The sequence below is a fragment of the Desulfitobacterium hafniense DCB-2 genome (assembly GCF_000021925.1).
In the GTDB taxonomy this organism is placed as follows: Bacteria; Bacillota; Desulfitobacteriia; order Desulfitobacteriales; family Desulfitobacteriaceae; genus Desulfitobacterium; species Desulfitobacterium hafniense.
On record NC_011830.1, the window covers coordinates 363,683 to 379,111 of the forward strand.

Annotated in this window: 14 protein-coding genes; 10 read left to right on the forward strand and 4 right to left on the reverse strand. The window is 50.1% G+C overall.

The features are described 5' to 3' along the window. Positions 1-185 precede the first annotated feature (185 nt). Genes DHAF_RS01715 through DHAF_RS01730 form a run of 4 tightly spaced genes read right to left on the reverse strand, consistent with a single transcriptional unit; the run spans position 186 to position 4,337 of the window. On the reverse strand, positions 186-800 hold the full coding sequence (locus tag DHAF_RS01715; RefSeq protein ID WP_015942693.1) for an ABC transporter ATP-binding protein: 615 nt from the start codon (positions 798-800) through the stop codon (positions 186-188). Between the two features lie 20 nt (positions 801-820). Continuing rightward, positions 821-1,684, reverse strand: a complete 864-nt coding sequence (locus DHAF_RS01720; RefSeq protein ID WP_015942694.1) for an ABC transporter permease — start codon at positions 1,682-1,684, stop codon at positions 821-823. Then, entirely contained in the window at positions 1,677-2,660 is a 984-nt protein-coding gene (locus DHAF_RS01725) for an ABC transporter permease (protein ID WP_015942695.1), read from the reverse strand. The genes DHAF_RS01720 and DHAF_RS01725 overlap by 8 nt, the downstream gene beginning before the upstream one ends. A gap of 48 nt (positions 2,661-2,708) precedes the next feature. After that, positions 2,709-4,337: an ABC transporter substrate-binding protein gene (locus DHAF_RS01730; RefSeq protein WP_015942696.1), complete on the reverse strand. Its 1,629-nt coding sequence runs from the start codon at positions 4,335-4,337 to the stop codon at positions 2,709-2,711. Positions 4,338-4,695: 358 nt separating this feature from the next. Between DHAF_RS01730 and DHAF_RS01735 the strand changes: the two genes are divergently transcribed. The 10 genes from DHAF_RS01735 to DHAF_RS01780 all read left to right on the forward strand — a co-directional run bounded on the left by DHAF_RS01735 (position 4,696) and on the right by DHAF_RS01780 (position 15,420). Then, complete coding sequence (locus tag DHAF_RS01735; protein WP_015942697.1) at positions 4,696-5,076, forward strand: CGGC domain-containing protein; 381 nt, start codon at positions 4,696-4,698, stop codon at positions 5,074-5,076. Between the two features lie 190 nt (positions 5,077-5,266). After that, positions 5,267-5,560 (forward strand): metal-sensing transcriptional repressor, encoded by a 294-nt coding sequence (locus tag DHAF_RS01740; RefSeq protein WP_015942698.1) that lies wholly within the window; start codon positions 5,267-5,269, stop codon positions 5,558-5,560. A gap of 200 nt (positions 5,561-5,760) precedes the next feature. Then, positions 5,761-6,534, forward strand: a complete 774-nt coding sequence (locus DHAF_RS01745) for a class I SAM-dependent methyltransferase (RefSeq protein WP_015942699.1) — start codon at positions 5,761-5,763, stop codon at positions 6,532-6,534. A 65-nt stretch (positions 6,535-6,599) separates the two neighbouring features. Then, entirely contained in the window at positions 6,600-7,559 is a 960-nt protein-coding gene (locus tag DHAF_RS01750) for an ABC transporter permease (protein ID WP_015942700.1), read from the forward strand. After that, the gene (locus DHAF_RS01755) at positions 7,559-8,401 is read left to right on the forward strand and encodes an ABC transporter permease (protein ID WP_015942701.1); all 843 of its coding nucleotides are present in this window, start codon (positions 7,559-7,561) and stop codon (positions 8,399-8,401) included. Before DHAF_RS01750 ends, DHAF_RS01755 begins: the two co-directional genes overlap by 1 nt. 23 nt (positions 8,402-8,424) lie before the next feature. Continuing rightward, positions 8,425-9,990 carry an ABC transporter substrate-binding protein gene (locus DHAF_RS01760; RefSeq protein ID WP_015942702.1) on the forward strand — a complete coding sequence of 522 codons (1,566 nt, stop codon included), beginning with the start codon at positions 8,425-8,427 and terminating at the stop codon, positions 9,988-9,990. Between the two features lie 35 nt (positions 9,991-10,025). Continuing rightward, positions 10,026-10,967 (forward strand): ABC transporter ATP-binding protein, encoded by a 942-nt coding sequence (locus DHAF_RS01765; protein WP_015942703.1) that lies wholly within the window; start codon positions 10,026-10,028, stop codon positions 10,965-10,967. Then, a complete protein-coding gene (locus DHAF_RS01770; RefSeq protein ID WP_015942704.1) occupies positions 10,957-11,910 on the forward strand; it encodes an ABC transporter ATP-binding protein in 954 nt (317 codons plus the stop codon). Before DHAF_RS01765 ends, DHAF_RS01770 begins: the two co-directional genes overlap by 11 nt. Next, entirely contained in the window at positions 11,907-13,649 is a 1,743-nt protein-coding gene (locus tag DHAF_RS01775; RefSeq protein ID WP_015942705.1) for an ABC transporter ATP-binding protein, read from the forward strand. Before DHAF_RS01770 ends, DHAF_RS01775 begins: the two co-directional genes overlap by 4 nt. Then, entirely contained in the window at positions 13,642-15,420 is a 1,779-nt protein-coding gene (locus DHAF_RS01780; protein ID WP_015942706.1) for an ABC transporter ATP-binding protein, read from the forward strand. Before DHAF_RS01775 ends, DHAF_RS01780 begins: the two co-directional genes overlap by 8 nt. The last annotated feature ends 9 nt before the right edge of the window (positions 15,421-15,429 follow it).

Consider the following 15,429-nt stretch of genomic DNA (forward strand, 5'->3'; position numbering starts at 1 on the left):
GGCGCTGTGTGAAAACAGCGCCTGTGAGCATATGCGTCTATAGTTCCAGATCATCTCGTGGTTCCCGGCATCAGAAATTTCCCGTGCCTCTAATTCACGAATATGCTCTAATGCTTGGTCAATGATGTGCTTTTTTCTCTCTGTGGCTTAAAACATCCTGCATTTCGTTTCCGCCCAATTGCGGATCAGACATGATTGATATCCGTCAGCTTAACGATTCTATCGCAGACCTTGTGCGCCAGATAGTTATTATGTGTTACGACTATCAGGCCTAACCTGTTCTTATTGGCAATATCCAAAATGATCTGCCACAACTGTGCCTGGGTAATAACGTCCAGCATGGTGGTTATTTCATCACAAATTAAAAACCTTGTCTCCGGTCCAAGGGCCCGTAGGACGCAAAATCTCTGAAGCTCGCCTCCCGACAGCTCTGTTGGCCAGCGGGACATCCATTCCTTCTCAATTCCCATGTCCTTGAGAAGTTCATCGTTGGGGGTCCAGCATTCATGAATGATTTTGGACATCTTCCATCTGGGGTTGACCGCCAGTTCAGGATGCTGATAGATCATTTGGACAGGGGAATAGCCTTGATCAGGGAGGGGCTTGCCGCCCAGCAGCACCGTACCGTTGGACGGCTTGATATATCCGGCCAGGATTTTGGCAAGGGTGCTTTTACCGCAGCCCGAAGGGCCGACCAAGGCCAGTTTTTCACCCTCTTTCAATGTAAAATTTACCTGGCTGAGTATGGGGGCCGTTTTGCTCGTATAACGAAAACAGATATCTTTTGCTTCAAGCTGCATGAATACACCTCACCGCCTCTTCACTCATTACCGCTGTTAGGATTCAGCAGCTTTTTAAGATTTTCGCCGATGACGTCAAACAGGATGACCGCGATCAAGAGCAACAGGCCGGGGAACAGGGCAAGCCACCATTTACCCGTCGCGATATGGACCATCGCTTCCGATAGAATCGCCCCGATCGCGGGGGATTCCGCCGGCAGGCCGAAGCCCAGAAAGGTGAGTGCGGCCTCATGCATGATAGCATGGGGAAACAGCAGAACCAGCCCGATCAAATAGGTAGGGAGCACATGAGGTACCATATGTTCCTTGGCAACCCAGAATCTTGACTTTCCAGCCTTATAGGATAACTGCACATACTGGGAGGAACGAATCTGCAGAACTTCGGCACGTACGATCCTGGTAAGCTCCGGCCAGTGGGTCAGAGCAACGGCTACCGCCACGCCTTTCACCCCGCGGCCCAACATGAAAGAGATCAGAACCAGCAGGACCAGATGGGGCAGGCCCATGCAGCAATCGACACACCAATTGACAAACCGGTCGAATTTTCCGCCTATGGTTGCTGCAGCTATCCCCAGCAGCAGGGCCAGAACGGAGCTGACAGCAGAGGCGAGCACTCCGATGACAAGGCTTGTCGACAGCCCTTTAATGCTGCGGTAAAACATATCCCTGCCCATAAAATCCGTGCCGAAAAGATGCTCCAGGCCGGGAGGGATGAACTTGTGAGTATAATTGACCGCATACAGGGACTCGTCCATGAAAAAACCCCAAATAAGAATACCGAATAAATAAATGGCGGAAAAAATAATCAAAATAAGCATTTTGGTTCTTATGTTGATCTTGGGCAGTCCAAGTTTTCCGGCAGGTGTAAGCTTGTTCTCATACATAGTCGCCGCCCTCCTTCACCCTTGGGTCCAGCACTCCATACAGGATATTGGCGATCAGGTTCCCCGAAAAAACAAACAATGCACAGAAGATGGCGATACCCAGCAGCAGCGGGACATCGCCGTTGAGGGCGGCGGCGGTAGTGGCCGTACCGATGCCCGGATAGGCAAACACGGTTTCCGCCAGAGCCATGCCTCCGAACAGTTCGCTGAAGGAGGCAAACTGTATGGTAACGGCAGGCAAAGCGATATTCCTGAGCACATGGCGAATGACGAGCTGCCGGTCGCTTTCACCCCTTGCTTTCGCAAACAGAATATAGTCGCTGCCCATGGTTTCAATCAGCTTTTGCCTTGTATAAAGTGTGATCTTGCTTATACTGACAATGGTAAGAGTAAGTGCCGGCAGCACCAGATGGTAGGCCCGGTCTCCCAGCGTCACGTCTGAGGCAAGTTTGCCCATCGGAGCGGCCATGCCTATGGGGAACCATCCCAAAGTAACGGCAAAAAGGCTGAGTATGAGCAGGCCGAGCCAGAAGGTCGGAGCCGATTGCAGGCATAGGCAAAAGGTCTTGACCATTTTGTCAAAAAGACTCCCCTTGCGCATACCGGCCGCGATGCCGATCAGGAAGCCTAACACGCCGGAGGCTGTCCACGCGATCAGCATCAGGACGGCGGAATAGGAGAAACGCTCCCAAATCACATCACGCACCGGTTTTTTGTAAGTAATGGAATCGCCAAAGTCCCCATGCAGCACATTGGTGGCCCAAGCCGAGAATCTTTCCGGCAAAGGGTCATTAAGCCCCCAGTAATCGGAAATCTCCTGCTTGGCTTCCTCCGACAGGGTAGAATTTGTTCCGATATAGGAAACCAAAGGATCTATGGGTGAGCTTGTAATCAAAAGGAACGCAATCACACAGACCGCCACCAGCAGCAGAACCATCCGGACTAAAATGGAAACAGTTTGTTTAGTTCTGATCATTTTTATCTCCCCCAAAAGTGCGGTAACCGGAAAGACCTCTCGATGTCATTATTTATAGTTCCAATCCTTCATGTTGCAGATAATCGGCGAGCCGTGCCCATGGGGATGAGCAATCTGGGTATCCAGAGACAGATTCAAGGAATCGTTGACCAGATAGCAGTGCTCGATATTCACAATATACAAATAGGGATAATCCTGATTGGCTGTCGCCTGAACTGCTTTCCAGGCGGCAATGGCGCTGTCGTGAGAGGTGGAAGTGAATGCCTTTTGAATGTCTGCGTCCACCTGCGGGTTGGAGTAGCCAGAAACGTTATCATAAGCGCCTTTGAGGAACAGTTGGGAATTGAACAGCGAATTCAATACGGTCGGGCTGTACTGGCCCCAGCCCCAGACAATACCTGAATTGCTTTGAAGATGAGCGACCTCATCCCAGCTGGCGGTTTTGACGTTTATCTTCACGCCCAGCTGTAAGGCATCCTCGGCAACTGCGTTGGCCAGCAGAAAGCGCTCATTGTCGGAGCCGGGGGCATAAACGTCAAATTCGCATTTTATGCCGTTTTTCTCCCGGATGCCGTCGCCGTCCGTATCCACCCAACCGGCATCTTGGAGCAGGGCGGCCGCTTCCTCTTTCCTGTTATCTTGATAGGTATCGGTATTGGCCCATTGCAGATTGGCAGTGAAGCTGACCGCAGGCTTGCCGATGCCGTTAAAAGCGTGGTTAATAATCGTCTGACGGTCGATGCCGATCGCCAGGGCTTTGCGGACACTGATGTCTGATGTCACGTTATTCCCTACCTTGATCTCCTTCCCATCGGGATTTTTCATGGTTTGTTCCTTGAGAACCGGGAGATTGATCATCCTGATATCCATTGTTTCAAATCTTTCGGTCGTCATGTGAGCTACTTTTTCAGCGGTGTAATTGGGTCCGATCATCACAATATCCAGCTGACCTGATTTGGCGTTGGAAAAAGCTGCTTCACTGTTCATAGAGACAAAGGTTACCTTTTTGATTGCGGGAGCACCCTCGTAATAATTCTCGTTGGCCCTGACAATAATCTGTTGGTTGGAATCATATTGGGTGACGATCCAGGCTCCGGTTCCGATGGGATATTGGTCGAATGTTTTGCTGTCATAGCTGTCACTGGGCACAATCCCCAAGCAGGCGGTGGCATCAAGGAAAGGTGAATAGGGTTCCGACAGGGTAAACTGCACCGTATAATTATTGAGCGCCTTGACCGAGGCCAGCTTGGTAAGATCGACATTCTCGTTGTGTGCCTGATTCTCTTTGACCGTATTGTAGGTAAAAACCACATCGTCGGCGGTAAAATCTGAACCATCGCTGAATTTGACGTTTTCTCTGAGTGTATAGGTATAGACCAAAGCGTCATCACTAATCGACCATTCTGTGGCCATGTCGCCTTCGTAGTTAGAATCCGGATTTACCCTCAGCAGGGCACAGTTGGTAAAGGAATACCCATAGCTCATGGCCCCCTTAACAGGGTCCAGGCTGCTGTCAAAAATAGTGCCGCCCACATAAGCGACTATCTCATCGGCTGGGGGCTGGGCAGAGCCATTTTGGAAAGGTGTGTCTTCCACCGTCTTACCGGCACCGCTGGAGCAAGCTGTGATCGTAATCATGAGAAGTACAGATAATACCAGAGCAAGTTTCTTTTTCATAAAATCCTCCTTCGTAAAATCATCCTAAATGTAATTGGAATGAGTATAACAATGTCGAAAAATTCAGACAAGCTCCCAGGGGGGATATAACGACAGACAGAGAAGGAGATTATTCTCAAGCGTCGAATAGATATCAGCTGTAAGGGAAATCTGAAGATTTTCGCTAAATCTTAGAAAAAATCAGATTCTAAGGGTTGATCTCTAGTATTCATTTATAAGACGATGAAACTAAAAATGCATGAGCAAGGCCATGGAGGTCTGCCTGATTTACGGGCACTCTATGGCTTTTTTATTGTGGACTGAGACCTGTTTAATGGGCAAAGGCCTATTGAGAAACGGTGAGGAGGTGCATGCAGCAATGAAAATCGCGCTTTTTTGCTGCTCGAAAGTGACTCAAAAGCTTGGCTGTTCCAGCGCCCAATGCCTGTATGATGTGAAAAACAGAGTTGGTGCATTTGGTAGATATGCCAGGGATATACAGGTTGAGCTGGTAGGAGTGGTCAATTGTCCGGGGTGTCCGTCTCAAATCGCCCCTTATCGGATTATCGCCCAAATAGAAAACTTAGCGGATTTTCAAGTGGAGGCTATTCATTTCACGAATTGCATAAGCACTTTCTGCGCTTTTCATGAGAACTACCGGTTACTGATTGAGCGTAATTACCCTGAACTAGAAGTTATATTAGGCACTACACCCCATTTCACCCATGCCCAAGTCGAGCTTGTATCAACAAACAACTGATAAACCGAAGTAAAAGCCCCTAAAGGAGGAAAAAGCAAAATTAGAGCGAATAACATACCTCACAAGAAGTGAATAAGATTTAATTAAACCATGGAGGTTTAGCCCAAAAGGGGTTAACTCTGTGGTTTTTTATTTTTTCGCGGATGTCTTAATTTGTTAGATGTCTTAATTTGTTAAATGAAGGAGTCGGATGATTATCATGAGAGAGAAGGGCCACAGCCACACTCACCATCACACCAAAGCCGTACTCAATCGGTTATCCCGGGCCATTGGCCATCTGGAATCAGTGAAACGGATGGTAGAAGAGGAGAAGGACTGCAGCGAAGTGCTGATTCAATTATCGGCAGTTATAGCCGCACTCAATAATACCGGTAAGGTTATTCTTAAGGATCATATTGAGCATTGCATTGTTGATGCCTGGGAGCTTGGTAATGAGGAGGCTATGGAAAATCTGAATAAGGCCATTGACCGGTTTATAAAATGAGCCAAAAAATATCCCCCCATGGGGCTTGTGAGATAAAAAAAGAATTGCTAAACTATGAATACCTTTGGAGGTTGGCCATGGATGGGGCCATTTCATCATAGTATAACGAAGACCATGGAGGTCTGTTTGCCCTAACCAGGGATGGACACTTCATGGTCTTTTGTCATTTTTTAATATTATGCAAACGAAAGGTGATACATATGGGAATTTCTGAAGCAAAAGCAATCGGCAAGCGTTGGAGCTTTTGCGCCGATGGCTACAATGCGATTATTCAAAATGAATTCTCCGGTGAGCTGTCCAAAAAATGGAGCGACCTCCTCATCGGCAATGCGCCCTGCCCGGCCGGCAAAGTGCTGGATGTTGGCACTGGTCCTGGTTTTTTTGCCTTGCTGATGGGAAGCATGGGCTGGGATGTTCATGGCATTGATTGCTCTGAAAAAATGATTGAAACCGCAGTTGCAAACGCCCAAAAGGCGGGGATTGACGCAGAGTTCAGTGTAATGGACAGCCATTCACTGGATTTTCCTGACAATACCTTCGACTATATCGTGGGGCGCAATGTCACTTGGATACTCTATGAGCCTGAAAAAGCCTTTAAAGAATGGCTGCGTGTCTTGAAGCCGGGCGGGCGCCTGCTGTATTTGGATGGGAATTGGCACTATACACTTAATGAGGATTGGAATGCCGCCAGAAAAGCAGACGAGGCGGAGTACAGGGAGAAATATGGCACTCCGCCCAATTCATATCGCGGGGATGAGAAAACAGAGGAAGAGTTCAAAAAGCTCCTGTACTTTAATAATATCCTGCGTCCGGATTGGGATACTGAGCAACTGCCGGTATTTGGATATGAAAAGATAAAAGTTACACCCAGACTTAATGAAGAGGTGTATAGTGAGGAAAAACAGCTCCTTTACCGCTCTGTCCCCCTTTTTATGGTCACAGCGGATAAGGCCTCAATCCCCTCCAAATTATGAATCCAGGTTAGGGCACTGTCACCTGCGGACAAAGACGGGCAGTGACTGGCGGAAGCGAGAGACAAATGTGGAAACACGGTATTAAGAAACTATTGCAGACACTATTCGACGTAGCGATATTGCTGTTTGGTGTGACCTTCTTATCTTTTTCCCTTATGCATCTTGCGCCCGGTGATCCGGCGGTGACCATACTGCGCGCAGGGGGGGCCATGCCAACCGAGCAGGATATTATTGCGAAAAGAGCCGAAATGGGTTTGGACCGGCCGTTTCTTGAGCAGTATGGCTCCTGGCTGTCGGGCTTTGTTCAGGGGGATCTCGGCGTTTCCATGGTCGATGGGAAAAACGTGACGCCGCGGATCATGAACGCGCTCAAAAACAGCCTGCTGTTAGCGGCCGTCAGTCTGGCTGCCGGTATTGCTGTGGCGTTGCCTGTTGGTGTATTGGCAGCTGTAAAAAAAGACAGGGCCTTTGACAAACTCACCTGCACCCTTGCCTTCATACGGTTGGCTATGCCCTCCTTTTTAGTCGGACTGGGACTGCTCTATGTTTTTGCCTACAAACTGAAACTAATCTCTGTGATGAGCAGCACGGCAGGAGCGGCCGGCATCATCCTGCCTGTGGTAACCCTTGCTACCGGTATTTGCGCGAGAATGGTGCGGCAGATACGGGCTACTTTTTCCGCAGAACTGAGGGAGCCCTACGTCAATGGACTCAGGTCAAAGGGTGTCGGTGAATTAAGAATTCTCTTTCGCCATGTTCTGAAAAATACGATGCTCCCCATCATGACCCTTATTGCCCTCAGCTTTGGAGAATTGATTGGCGGAACAGCAGTCGTGGAAACAATTTTTTCCTGGCCGGGATTGGGGCGTTTGGCCCTTAACGCAATTAACGAAAGAGACTATACAATTATTCAAGGTTTTGTTGTGACAACTTCTCTGATCTTCTGCCTTCTTTATGGGTTGACAGAACTATCATACAGTTTTTTTGACCCGCGTGTTAAAAAGGCTAAGGGGAGAACGACCTAATGCACGATGGGATGAAATGCCAAAGAACAAAAATCAGGCTTGCCGTGTATATAGTACTTACCCTGGGCCTGCTCTTGGTTGCCTTGTTTGGTGAGAGCATAGCTCCCTATGATCCCTATAAGACCAATGTCATGGCCATTGATCAGCCGCCAAGTTACGACTATTGGTTTGGAACGGATAATTTGGGGAGATGTCTGTTCTCAAGGGTGTTGACCGGTGCGCGGAGTTCATTGTCGGCAACATTGCTGATCGTGGCCATTACCGGTGTATTGGGTACTTTGATAGGAGTGGCTGCCGGATATTATGGCGGGATCGTAGATAATATCCTGAAACGGCTTTTACTGATCTTTCAGTCGTTTCCCGGTCAGGTTCTGGCGATTGCCATCGTCGGCGTCCTCGGAGCCGGTTTTGGCAATGCGGTGATTGCCCTCGGTGTAATCGGCTGGATATCCTATGCGAGAATAGCGAGAAGCATGGTGCTGAAGATCAGGAACGCGGGCTATGTTAACGCGGCGAGACTGTGCGGATGCGGCTCAGCCTACATTATGATTCATCATGTTATTCCCAATATCAGTTCATTATTGTTTGTAACAGCCATGAACGCTCTGGCGGGAACCATGCTGGAGATTTCAGCCCTTTCTTTCCTGGGACTCTCCGCAACGCCACCCATACCTGAATGGGGATTTATGATCAGTGAAGGCCGAAAAGTACTCATGACAGCACCGTGGCAGACGTTATTTCCAGGAATTGCAATACTGATCACCGTCATCATTTTAAACCGGCTTGGTGACAGTGTTCAGGACTATATGGCAGTAAGACAGCAAGAGCTGTCTGTAATGTAAAAACAAAATAGGGGAGGAAAGTTATGAAAAGACGATTAAAAGGCTTCATACTGCTGGTCATGGCGGCTGTGATCCTGGCCGGCTGCTCCAACACGCCCGCAGCGGTCAGCCCTGGCTCCGAATCCCCGGGGACAAGCCGGACTGAGGCCGGGGCAAAGCACTTGAATGTTGCCTATCACTCGGAAATCAAATCACTTGACCCTGGTAAAACAAGCTGGGACACCACCCGTATCGGTGTCGGCGAGCGCCTTTTTAAAATTAATGATCATTTGGAGCTGGAGCCTTGGCTTGTCCAAACCTACCAGCGCCTTGACGAGCTCACCTGGGAGTTTATCCTGCGTGATGACGTAAACTTTTCTAATGGGAAAAAAATGACGGGCGAGTCTGTTAAGGCTTGCCTGGAGCGCACGATTGCCATGAACCCGCGGGCGGTGACCATGCTGAATATCGCCTCCATAGCAGTGGATGGACAAAAGCTCACGGTCAAAACAAATGGGATCAATGCCGCCCTTCCTAACAACATGGCGGACGTTGTCTGCACCATCCTGGATAGTGATACCCTTAGCGATGAAACGGGTATACCGGTTGGCACCGGGCCTTTTGTGATACAGTCGATGGCGGAAGGCCAGATGGAACTAACCGCCAATCAAGACTATTGGAACGGTACGCCCAAGCTCGGCTCCATCACCATAAAATACATCACGGATGGCAACGCTCAGGCGATGGCCCTAGATAATGGAGAAGTCGATCTTGCCTTTCAGCTTCCTACTGAGAATATTATGCAGTTTATGGGCAACGATCGGTTTGATGTGACGAAATCCTCGGGCTCCCGTTCGCAAGTTATGTATTTTGATTTTGAAAATCAATTTCTGTCCGATCTTAATGTGCGCAAGGCCATTACCATGGCCATTGACCGGGAGACCTTTGCTGACGTTATCAACAAAGGCAACTCAGAAGCGGCGACGGCAATTTTCCCCGTCAGCTTTTCCTATGGAAAGATTAAAGGCGTCGACTACGATAAGGAAGGGGCCAAGAAGCTTCTTGCCGATTCCGGATATACAGACAGCGACGGCGATGGCATCTTAGATAAGAATGGGGTACCCATGAGCTTCAAGCTCTACTCCTATGGTTCTCATGGCAGCCTGCTGCCGACATTTTGCGAGGCGATTCAGGCGTCCCTAAAGGAAATCGGCATCGGCATCGACATCCGGATCAACGATTATGAGCCCCATACCAATTTTCTCAAAAACGGCGGTTTTGATCTGGCGCTCAACAGCTATATCATGGCGCCTGTGGCGGATCCCCAGTATTTTGCGGACATTATGCTTAAAAGCGGCGCTGACTATAACTACGGCAAGTATGCAAATCCGGAGGTTGACGCACTAATCGCTCAGCTCGATGAAGAATTTGCTGACGGCAAAAGGCAAGAGCTTGCCCAAGAAATTCAGAAAAAGATCGTGGAGGACTGCGGGTTCTTGACGATTGGGCACCTCAAATATCAGATTGCAGCCAATAAAAAAGTCACCGGCTATTCCACCCAAGCCACCGAATACTATTTGCTGAACGAAAATACGGATATTAACGCCTAAGTATTCGAAAACCAGGTTGCGGAGGAGGTGAGCTCTTGCTCGAAATAAACAGGCTTTCCGTAGCCTATGGCAATCATTTGGCTCTCAAAGACGTCACCCTTGCTATGAAAAGTCATGAGACCTATTGCCTGGTTGGCGAAAGCGGCAGCGGAAAAACAACCTTACTCAAAGCAATTACCGGATTGCTGGGAGAGGGCGGCAGATATATTGAAGGCGAGGTCGTATTTGAAGGGAAAGAGCTCATCTCACTGCCACAGCCGGAGCTGCGAAAACTGCGCGGAGCAGCCATTGCGACCGTCCACCAGCAAGCCGGCAGCGCAATGGATCCGATCATGAAGGTGGGGAAACAATTTCATGAGGCCCTTTCGGTCAGGGCAAAAATAAGCCGAAGGGAATCCGACCGCCTGGCCCAGGAGTGTATGAAGACACTGGCTTTAAAAGAGCCGGAACGAATCCTCAAATCCTATCCCGGCATGCTGAGCGGCGGCACAATTCAAAGAGTAGCACTGGCCATGGCCATGGCGATGAACCCCACTCTGATTCTGGCGGATGAGCCCACATCTGCTTTGGATGTTACGGTACAGGTAGAAGTTGTGGGTACACTGAAAAAACTGCAGGAAAATTGCAGCGCCGCTATGCTTCTTGTAACTCATAATATAGGCGTTGTCGCCCGTATGGCAGACAAAATCGGCGTCATGCTTGACGGGCGGCTGATCGAATCGGGCTCCAAAGCTCAGGTTCTCTCCAGTCCCGCCCACCCTTATACCCACATGCTGATCAATTCGGTTTTAAACAAAAAGGGCAGGCTGCCAATGGGCCCGACGATTTACCATGAAGAGAAAACTCAAGGCTGCTCATTTTATAACCGATGTCCCCTAGGCTGCGGGCTGTGCAGGGAAACCCTTCCCCAAACCCGGGAGATTGGCTCAGACCATAGGGTTATGTGCCGATTGGCAGGAGAAAAATATGCACAGTAACATCCTGACCATTGAAAATCTGACCAAGCGCTACGAAGAGCTCACCGCTGTTGATAATGTGAGTTTCTCAATTCAAGAAGGAGAATCCATCGGCCTGGTGGGGGAGAGCGGCTGCGGCAAGAGTACTCTGGCTCGCCTGCTGTCGGGCCTGGAAGCGCCCAGTTCAGGAAAAGCACTCCTGAATGGCAAACCCATTCGCATTGAGAAAGGCCGCGGGCGGAAACACAGAGTCAATATGGTGTTTCAGGATCCCTCAGATACCTTCGCTAAGCATATGACGGTTTTTGCCTGCCTATACGAGGCGCTGTCCCATACCCGTAAAACATCTAAGGCAGAAGGGAAATCGATCATAAGGGAAACCTTGCGCATGGTAGAAATCCCGGAAGAATATATGCACCGGCGGGTACGGCAGCTCAGCGGGGGAGAGTGTCAGCGTGTGGCCATTGCCCGGGCCCTTTTAACCGAGCCTCATCTGCTGATTTTCGATGAGGCAACAAGCGCCCTTGACGTTACGGTTCAGGCACAGATTCTGCGTTTGCTGGTCAGGTTAAAGCAGGAAAAAAAGTCAACCTATTTATTTATTTCCCACGATCTGGCTCTTGTCTCGTGTCTGTGCAGCAGGGTCCTTGTGATGTACCGGGGAAAATTAGTAGAGTGCGGTACAACAGAATGCATCATGAACTATCCCCTTCATCCCTATACAGAGCTGCTCATATCCTGTGCGGAAGCTTTTATGCTGGATACTTCCGGTACCAATAAAGAACTGCCGGCCATACCATCGGCAGAGTTGAATGCTGAAGAGAGTGGATGCTGCTTCTTGGCGAGTTGCGGCAGGAGAAGGCAGGTTTGCGCCGAAAAAAGACCTCAGCTCACGGAGTGCGGGCCCGGACATCAGGCGGCTTGCTTTTTTCCCTATATAAATAACGAGAGGATAAACAGATGAGAGCATATGGACGCCTCTTGCGATACGTCGCGGCAATTAAGGGTGAGGTTGCTTTGAAGGTTCTGATTGGCTTGGCAATCAGCGCCACCTATATCGGACAGGCACTGGCCATGGCCAAAGCCGTGTCCATTGTTTTTGCGCGCAGTGATTTGCAGGCTATTGTCGCCCCGGTCCTAATCGCGCTGGCAGCGGTGCTTCTGCGCGGATTTTTGAGCCGTATGATGGAGAGCTACAGCAAGGTAGTGGCCGCTAAGGTCAAGAACAAGATAAGGCTTTTGGTCTTCGACAAGATACTCCATCTCGGTCCGGGGTATCTGAGCGATAAGCGGAGCGGGAAGGTTCAGTCCCTGGTGCTGGATGGGATCGAATCCCTGGAGCCGTTCCTCGTAAACTATATTCCCCAGATAATAACCATATCCATATCCGGTCTTGCCATCGGTATTTATCTGACGTCCCTCGATGTGGTGACAGGCCTGATCATCATTGTGTCCATGCTGCTCTGCGTTATTGTCCCCTATTTAACCGTACCGCTGGTCAGCCGCAGCATTGTGACCTACTGGCGCTCCTATGCGACCCTCAACGCCCAATATATAGATGCTGTCCAGGGGATGTCCACATTGATGGCCTTTAAAGCCAGCCGGGCCAAGGGCCGTGAACTGGCTGAAAACGCCCAGGGCTTTTATGTGCAGGCCATTCGCAATACAACCTTCTCTCTGATCGATTCAGGCCTCATGATGCTGCTGACTTCGGTCGCGTCGGCAATAACCGTGGCCATCGCCGCCTATCGGGCAGAGTCAGGGATCTTTCCCGTGATGGCGATATCCACTTTCCTGTTTCTTGCCGCGGAATGCGCCCGCCCGATGTCGGAGCTTAACGGCCACTGGCACAACAGCTTTCTGGGCTTGTCCGTGGCGGAGGAGCTTTTTGAAATCGTGGATGAAGAGCTGAAAATCACGGAAAAAGAGCATGCCGATACTGTTTCGCTGGATGGTCCCCTGCCGGCAGTTCAGTTTCAGGATGTGACCTTTGCTTATAACGAAGAGGCGAAGCCGGCCCTTGCAGGAATCAATCTGGAGATCAAAGGCGGTCAAACCATTGCCGTTGTCGGCAAATCCGGATCAGGCAAATCAACCATGGTCAATCTGCTCTTCCGCTTTTATGAGCCGACCCAGGGCAGCATCTTGATGAACGGCATAAATATAAAGGATTACGGCATCAGTTATCTGCAAAGCAAGATCGCCGTGGTGTTTCAGGATACCTATCTTTTTTACGGAACCGTGTTTGAGAATATCCGTATGTCCCACACCGATGCTGCTGATGACAAAGTCATAGCCGCGGCCAAAGCGGCCGGTGCCCATGAATTTATCATGGAGCTTCCCCAAGGCTATGCTACTGTCGTTGGCGAGCGGGGTGTCAATCTTTCCGGAGGGGAGAGGCAACGACTGGCGATTGCCCGTGCCATCCTGAAGGATGCGCCGCTGCTGATCCTGGATGAGGCGACCTCAAGTGTGGATGCCAGGAATGAAGCCCTAATTCAGAATACGCTGGATTCGCTCACCAAGGGGCGCACCACCATCATCATTGCCCATCGGCTTTCCACAGTGCAGAATGCGGACAAGATAGTTGTTTTGGATCATGGTGAGCTGGCAGAGGCAGGCACCCACGAAGAGCTATTGCTGAAGGGCGGCATATATGCCGATCTCGTTCGTGCCCAGAGAGGGGATGAGAACAATGCCTAACGGGGAAAGCAAGCATGAAACGACGCGCATTAAAAATACCCTCCGCCTTATCGCCTCCATGAAGCCCTATTCCTTGGAGATGATAGCCACCATCGTCACCACCTTTTTAAAGCACATCGGGACAATCGGCTCCGCCGGCATCGTGGCCTACATGGCGGCCTTGGCCATGGAAGGCAGACTTTTGCCTGAATTCCGCGTGCTCTTCAGCTGGCTTTGTGTTTGTATTGTTTTGAGGGCTGTTATGTATTACGGAGAGATGTGGTTCGGTCATGATGTAGCTTACCGGGTCTTGAGAGATTTCAGGATCAAGCTGTATGACAAGATGGAAACCATCTCGCCGGCCTTCGTTTTAAAGAAGCGTTCCGGTCAGATCGGGGCCACGCTGATGAGTGACGTCGAAATTCTGGAGTGGTTTCTGGCCCATACCTTCGGAAGCTTCCTGGTCGCGGTGGCAATTACGATCGTGCTGCTTGTCCTGCTGGCCAAGATTCATATCCTGCTTTCTCTGCTCATGATGATATTTTCCATATTAACCATATGGACACCCTTTCTGCTGCAGAAAAAGGCCGATGAGCAGGGCAGGCAAGTCCGTGAAAAAGCAGCCGAAGCCAATGCGGTCACCATCGAAGGCATTCAGGGATTGCGCGAGCTGCTGACTCTGAATTATCTGGAGCGCTACAAAGGGAGAAATAAGGAGAGCATGCAGAGTCTCTACGATGCGCAATTGACATACGGTAAACGGGCGGGGACGGAGAGTGCCCTGATGCAGATTTTTGTGGGGGTCTTTACTGTTGTCGTCATGGCTGTGACCGCCGTATTCGTATCTCAAAATGTTTTGGCTTTTGAGGTCTATCCCATGGTCGTCATGCTCTCCGCATTGCTGTTCAGCCCGATCATTGAAGTATGCGGCGTCGCCAGAAATCTTGGCAATGTTTTTGCCGCAGCCAACCGCATTCAGACGGTTTTTGATACCGCTCCTGTCGTAAAAGACGATGGGAAGGATATGGATTGCTCCTCGCTTCAGCATAGGGTCGTCTTCGAGCATGTTTCATTTCGCTATGATGATGACCTGGACAAGGTCCTGGACAATGTGAGCTTTGCCATAGAGCCAGGCCAGACTGTTGCCCTGGTCGGCCCCTCCGGTGCCGGCAAAAGCACATGTATCAACCTCCTGCTGCGTTATTGGGATGCTGAAGGCGGTTCCATACGCATAGGCGGCGTCGATATCCGCCACATGTCTCTGGATAACCTGCGTGACTTAACCGCGGCGGTTCTGCAGGATGTTTTTCTTTTTAATGTTTCCATCAGGGAGAATATCAGGCTGGGCAGGCCGGAGGCGACGGATGGGGAAATTGAAGAAGCGGCCAAAGCGGCCTATGCTCATGATTTCATTATGGAGCTGCCCAATGGGTACGATACGATTGCCGGGGAACGGGGTTTTTGTCTTTCCGGGGGACAGCGGCAGCGTATCGCTATTGCCCGTGCCGTACTGAAAAACCCGCCGATCCTTGTCTTGGACGAGGCCGTTTCCAGTCTGGACAGTGAGAACGAGAAATTTATTCAGCAGGCGCTGCATGATAAATTAGGCGACAGAACCACGGTTGTCGTTGCCCATCGCCTGTCCACGATTATGGCTGCGGACAAGCTGGTGGTGCTCGACAAAGGCCGCGTCGTGCAGGTTGGGCATCACAGCGAATTGATCGCTCAGGAAGGCTTTTACAAAGATCTGGTTGCCAATCAGGTTGATAAGAGCGGATTGTTGAAGTCGTGATCAAAATTC

What these genes read in the sequence shown, in the direction of transcription:
- DHAF_RS01715 (WP_015942693.1), bottom strand. Translation starts at nt 800, where the DNA reads ATGCAGCTTGAAGCAAAAGATATCTGTTTTCGTTATACGAGCAAAACG.
- DHAF_RS01720 (WP_015942694.1), bottom strand. Translation starts at nt 1,684, where the DNA reads ATGTATGAGAACAAGCTTACACCTGCCGGAAAACTTGGACTGCCCAAG.
- DHAF_RS01725 (WP_015942695.1), bottom strand. Translation starts at nt 2,660, where the DNA reads ATGATCAGAACTAAACAAACTGTTTCCATTTTAGTCCGGATGGTTCTG.
- DHAF_RS01730 (WP_015942696.1), bottom strand. Translation starts at nt 4,337, where the DNA reads ATGAAAAAGAAACTTGCTCTGGTATTATCTGTACTTCTCATGATTACG.
- DHAF_RS01735 (WP_015942697.1), top strand. Translation starts at nt 4,696, where the DNA reads ATGAAAATCGCGCTTTTTTGCTGCTCGAAAGTGACTCAAAAGCTTGGC.
- DHAF_RS01740 (WP_015942698.1), top strand. Translation starts at nt 5,267, where the DNA reads ATGATTATCATGAGAGAGAAGGGCCACAGCCACACTCACCATCACACC.
- DHAF_RS01745 (WP_015942699.1), top strand. Translation starts at nt 5,761, where the DNA reads ATGGGAATTTCTGAAGCAAAAGCAATCGGCAAGCGTTGGAGCTTTTGC.
- DHAF_RS01750 (WP_015942700.1), top strand. Translation starts at nt 6,600, where the DNA reads ATGTGGAAACACGGTATTAAGAAACTATTGCAGACACTATTCGACGTA.
- DHAF_RS01755 (WP_015942701.1), top strand. Translation starts at nt 7,559, where the DNA reads ATGCACGATGGGATGAAATGCCAAAGAACAAAAATCAGGCTTGCCGTG.
- DHAF_RS01760 (WP_015942702.1), top strand. Translation starts at nt 8,425, where the DNA reads ATGAAAAGACGATTAAAAGGCTTCATACTGCTGGTCATGGCGGCTGTG.
- DHAF_RS01770 (WP_015942704.1), top strand. Translation starts at nt 10,957, where the DNA reads ATGCACAGTAACATCCTGACCATTGAAAATCTGACCAAGCGCTACGAA.
- DHAF_RS01775 (WP_015942705.1), top strand. Translation starts at nt 11,907, where the DNA reads ATGAGAGCATATGGACGCCTCTTGCGATACGTCGCGGCAATTAAGGGT.
- DHAF_RS01780 (WP_015942706.1), top strand. Translation starts at nt 13,642, where the DNA reads ATGCCTAACGGGGAAAGCAAGCATGAAACGACGCGCATTAAAAATACC.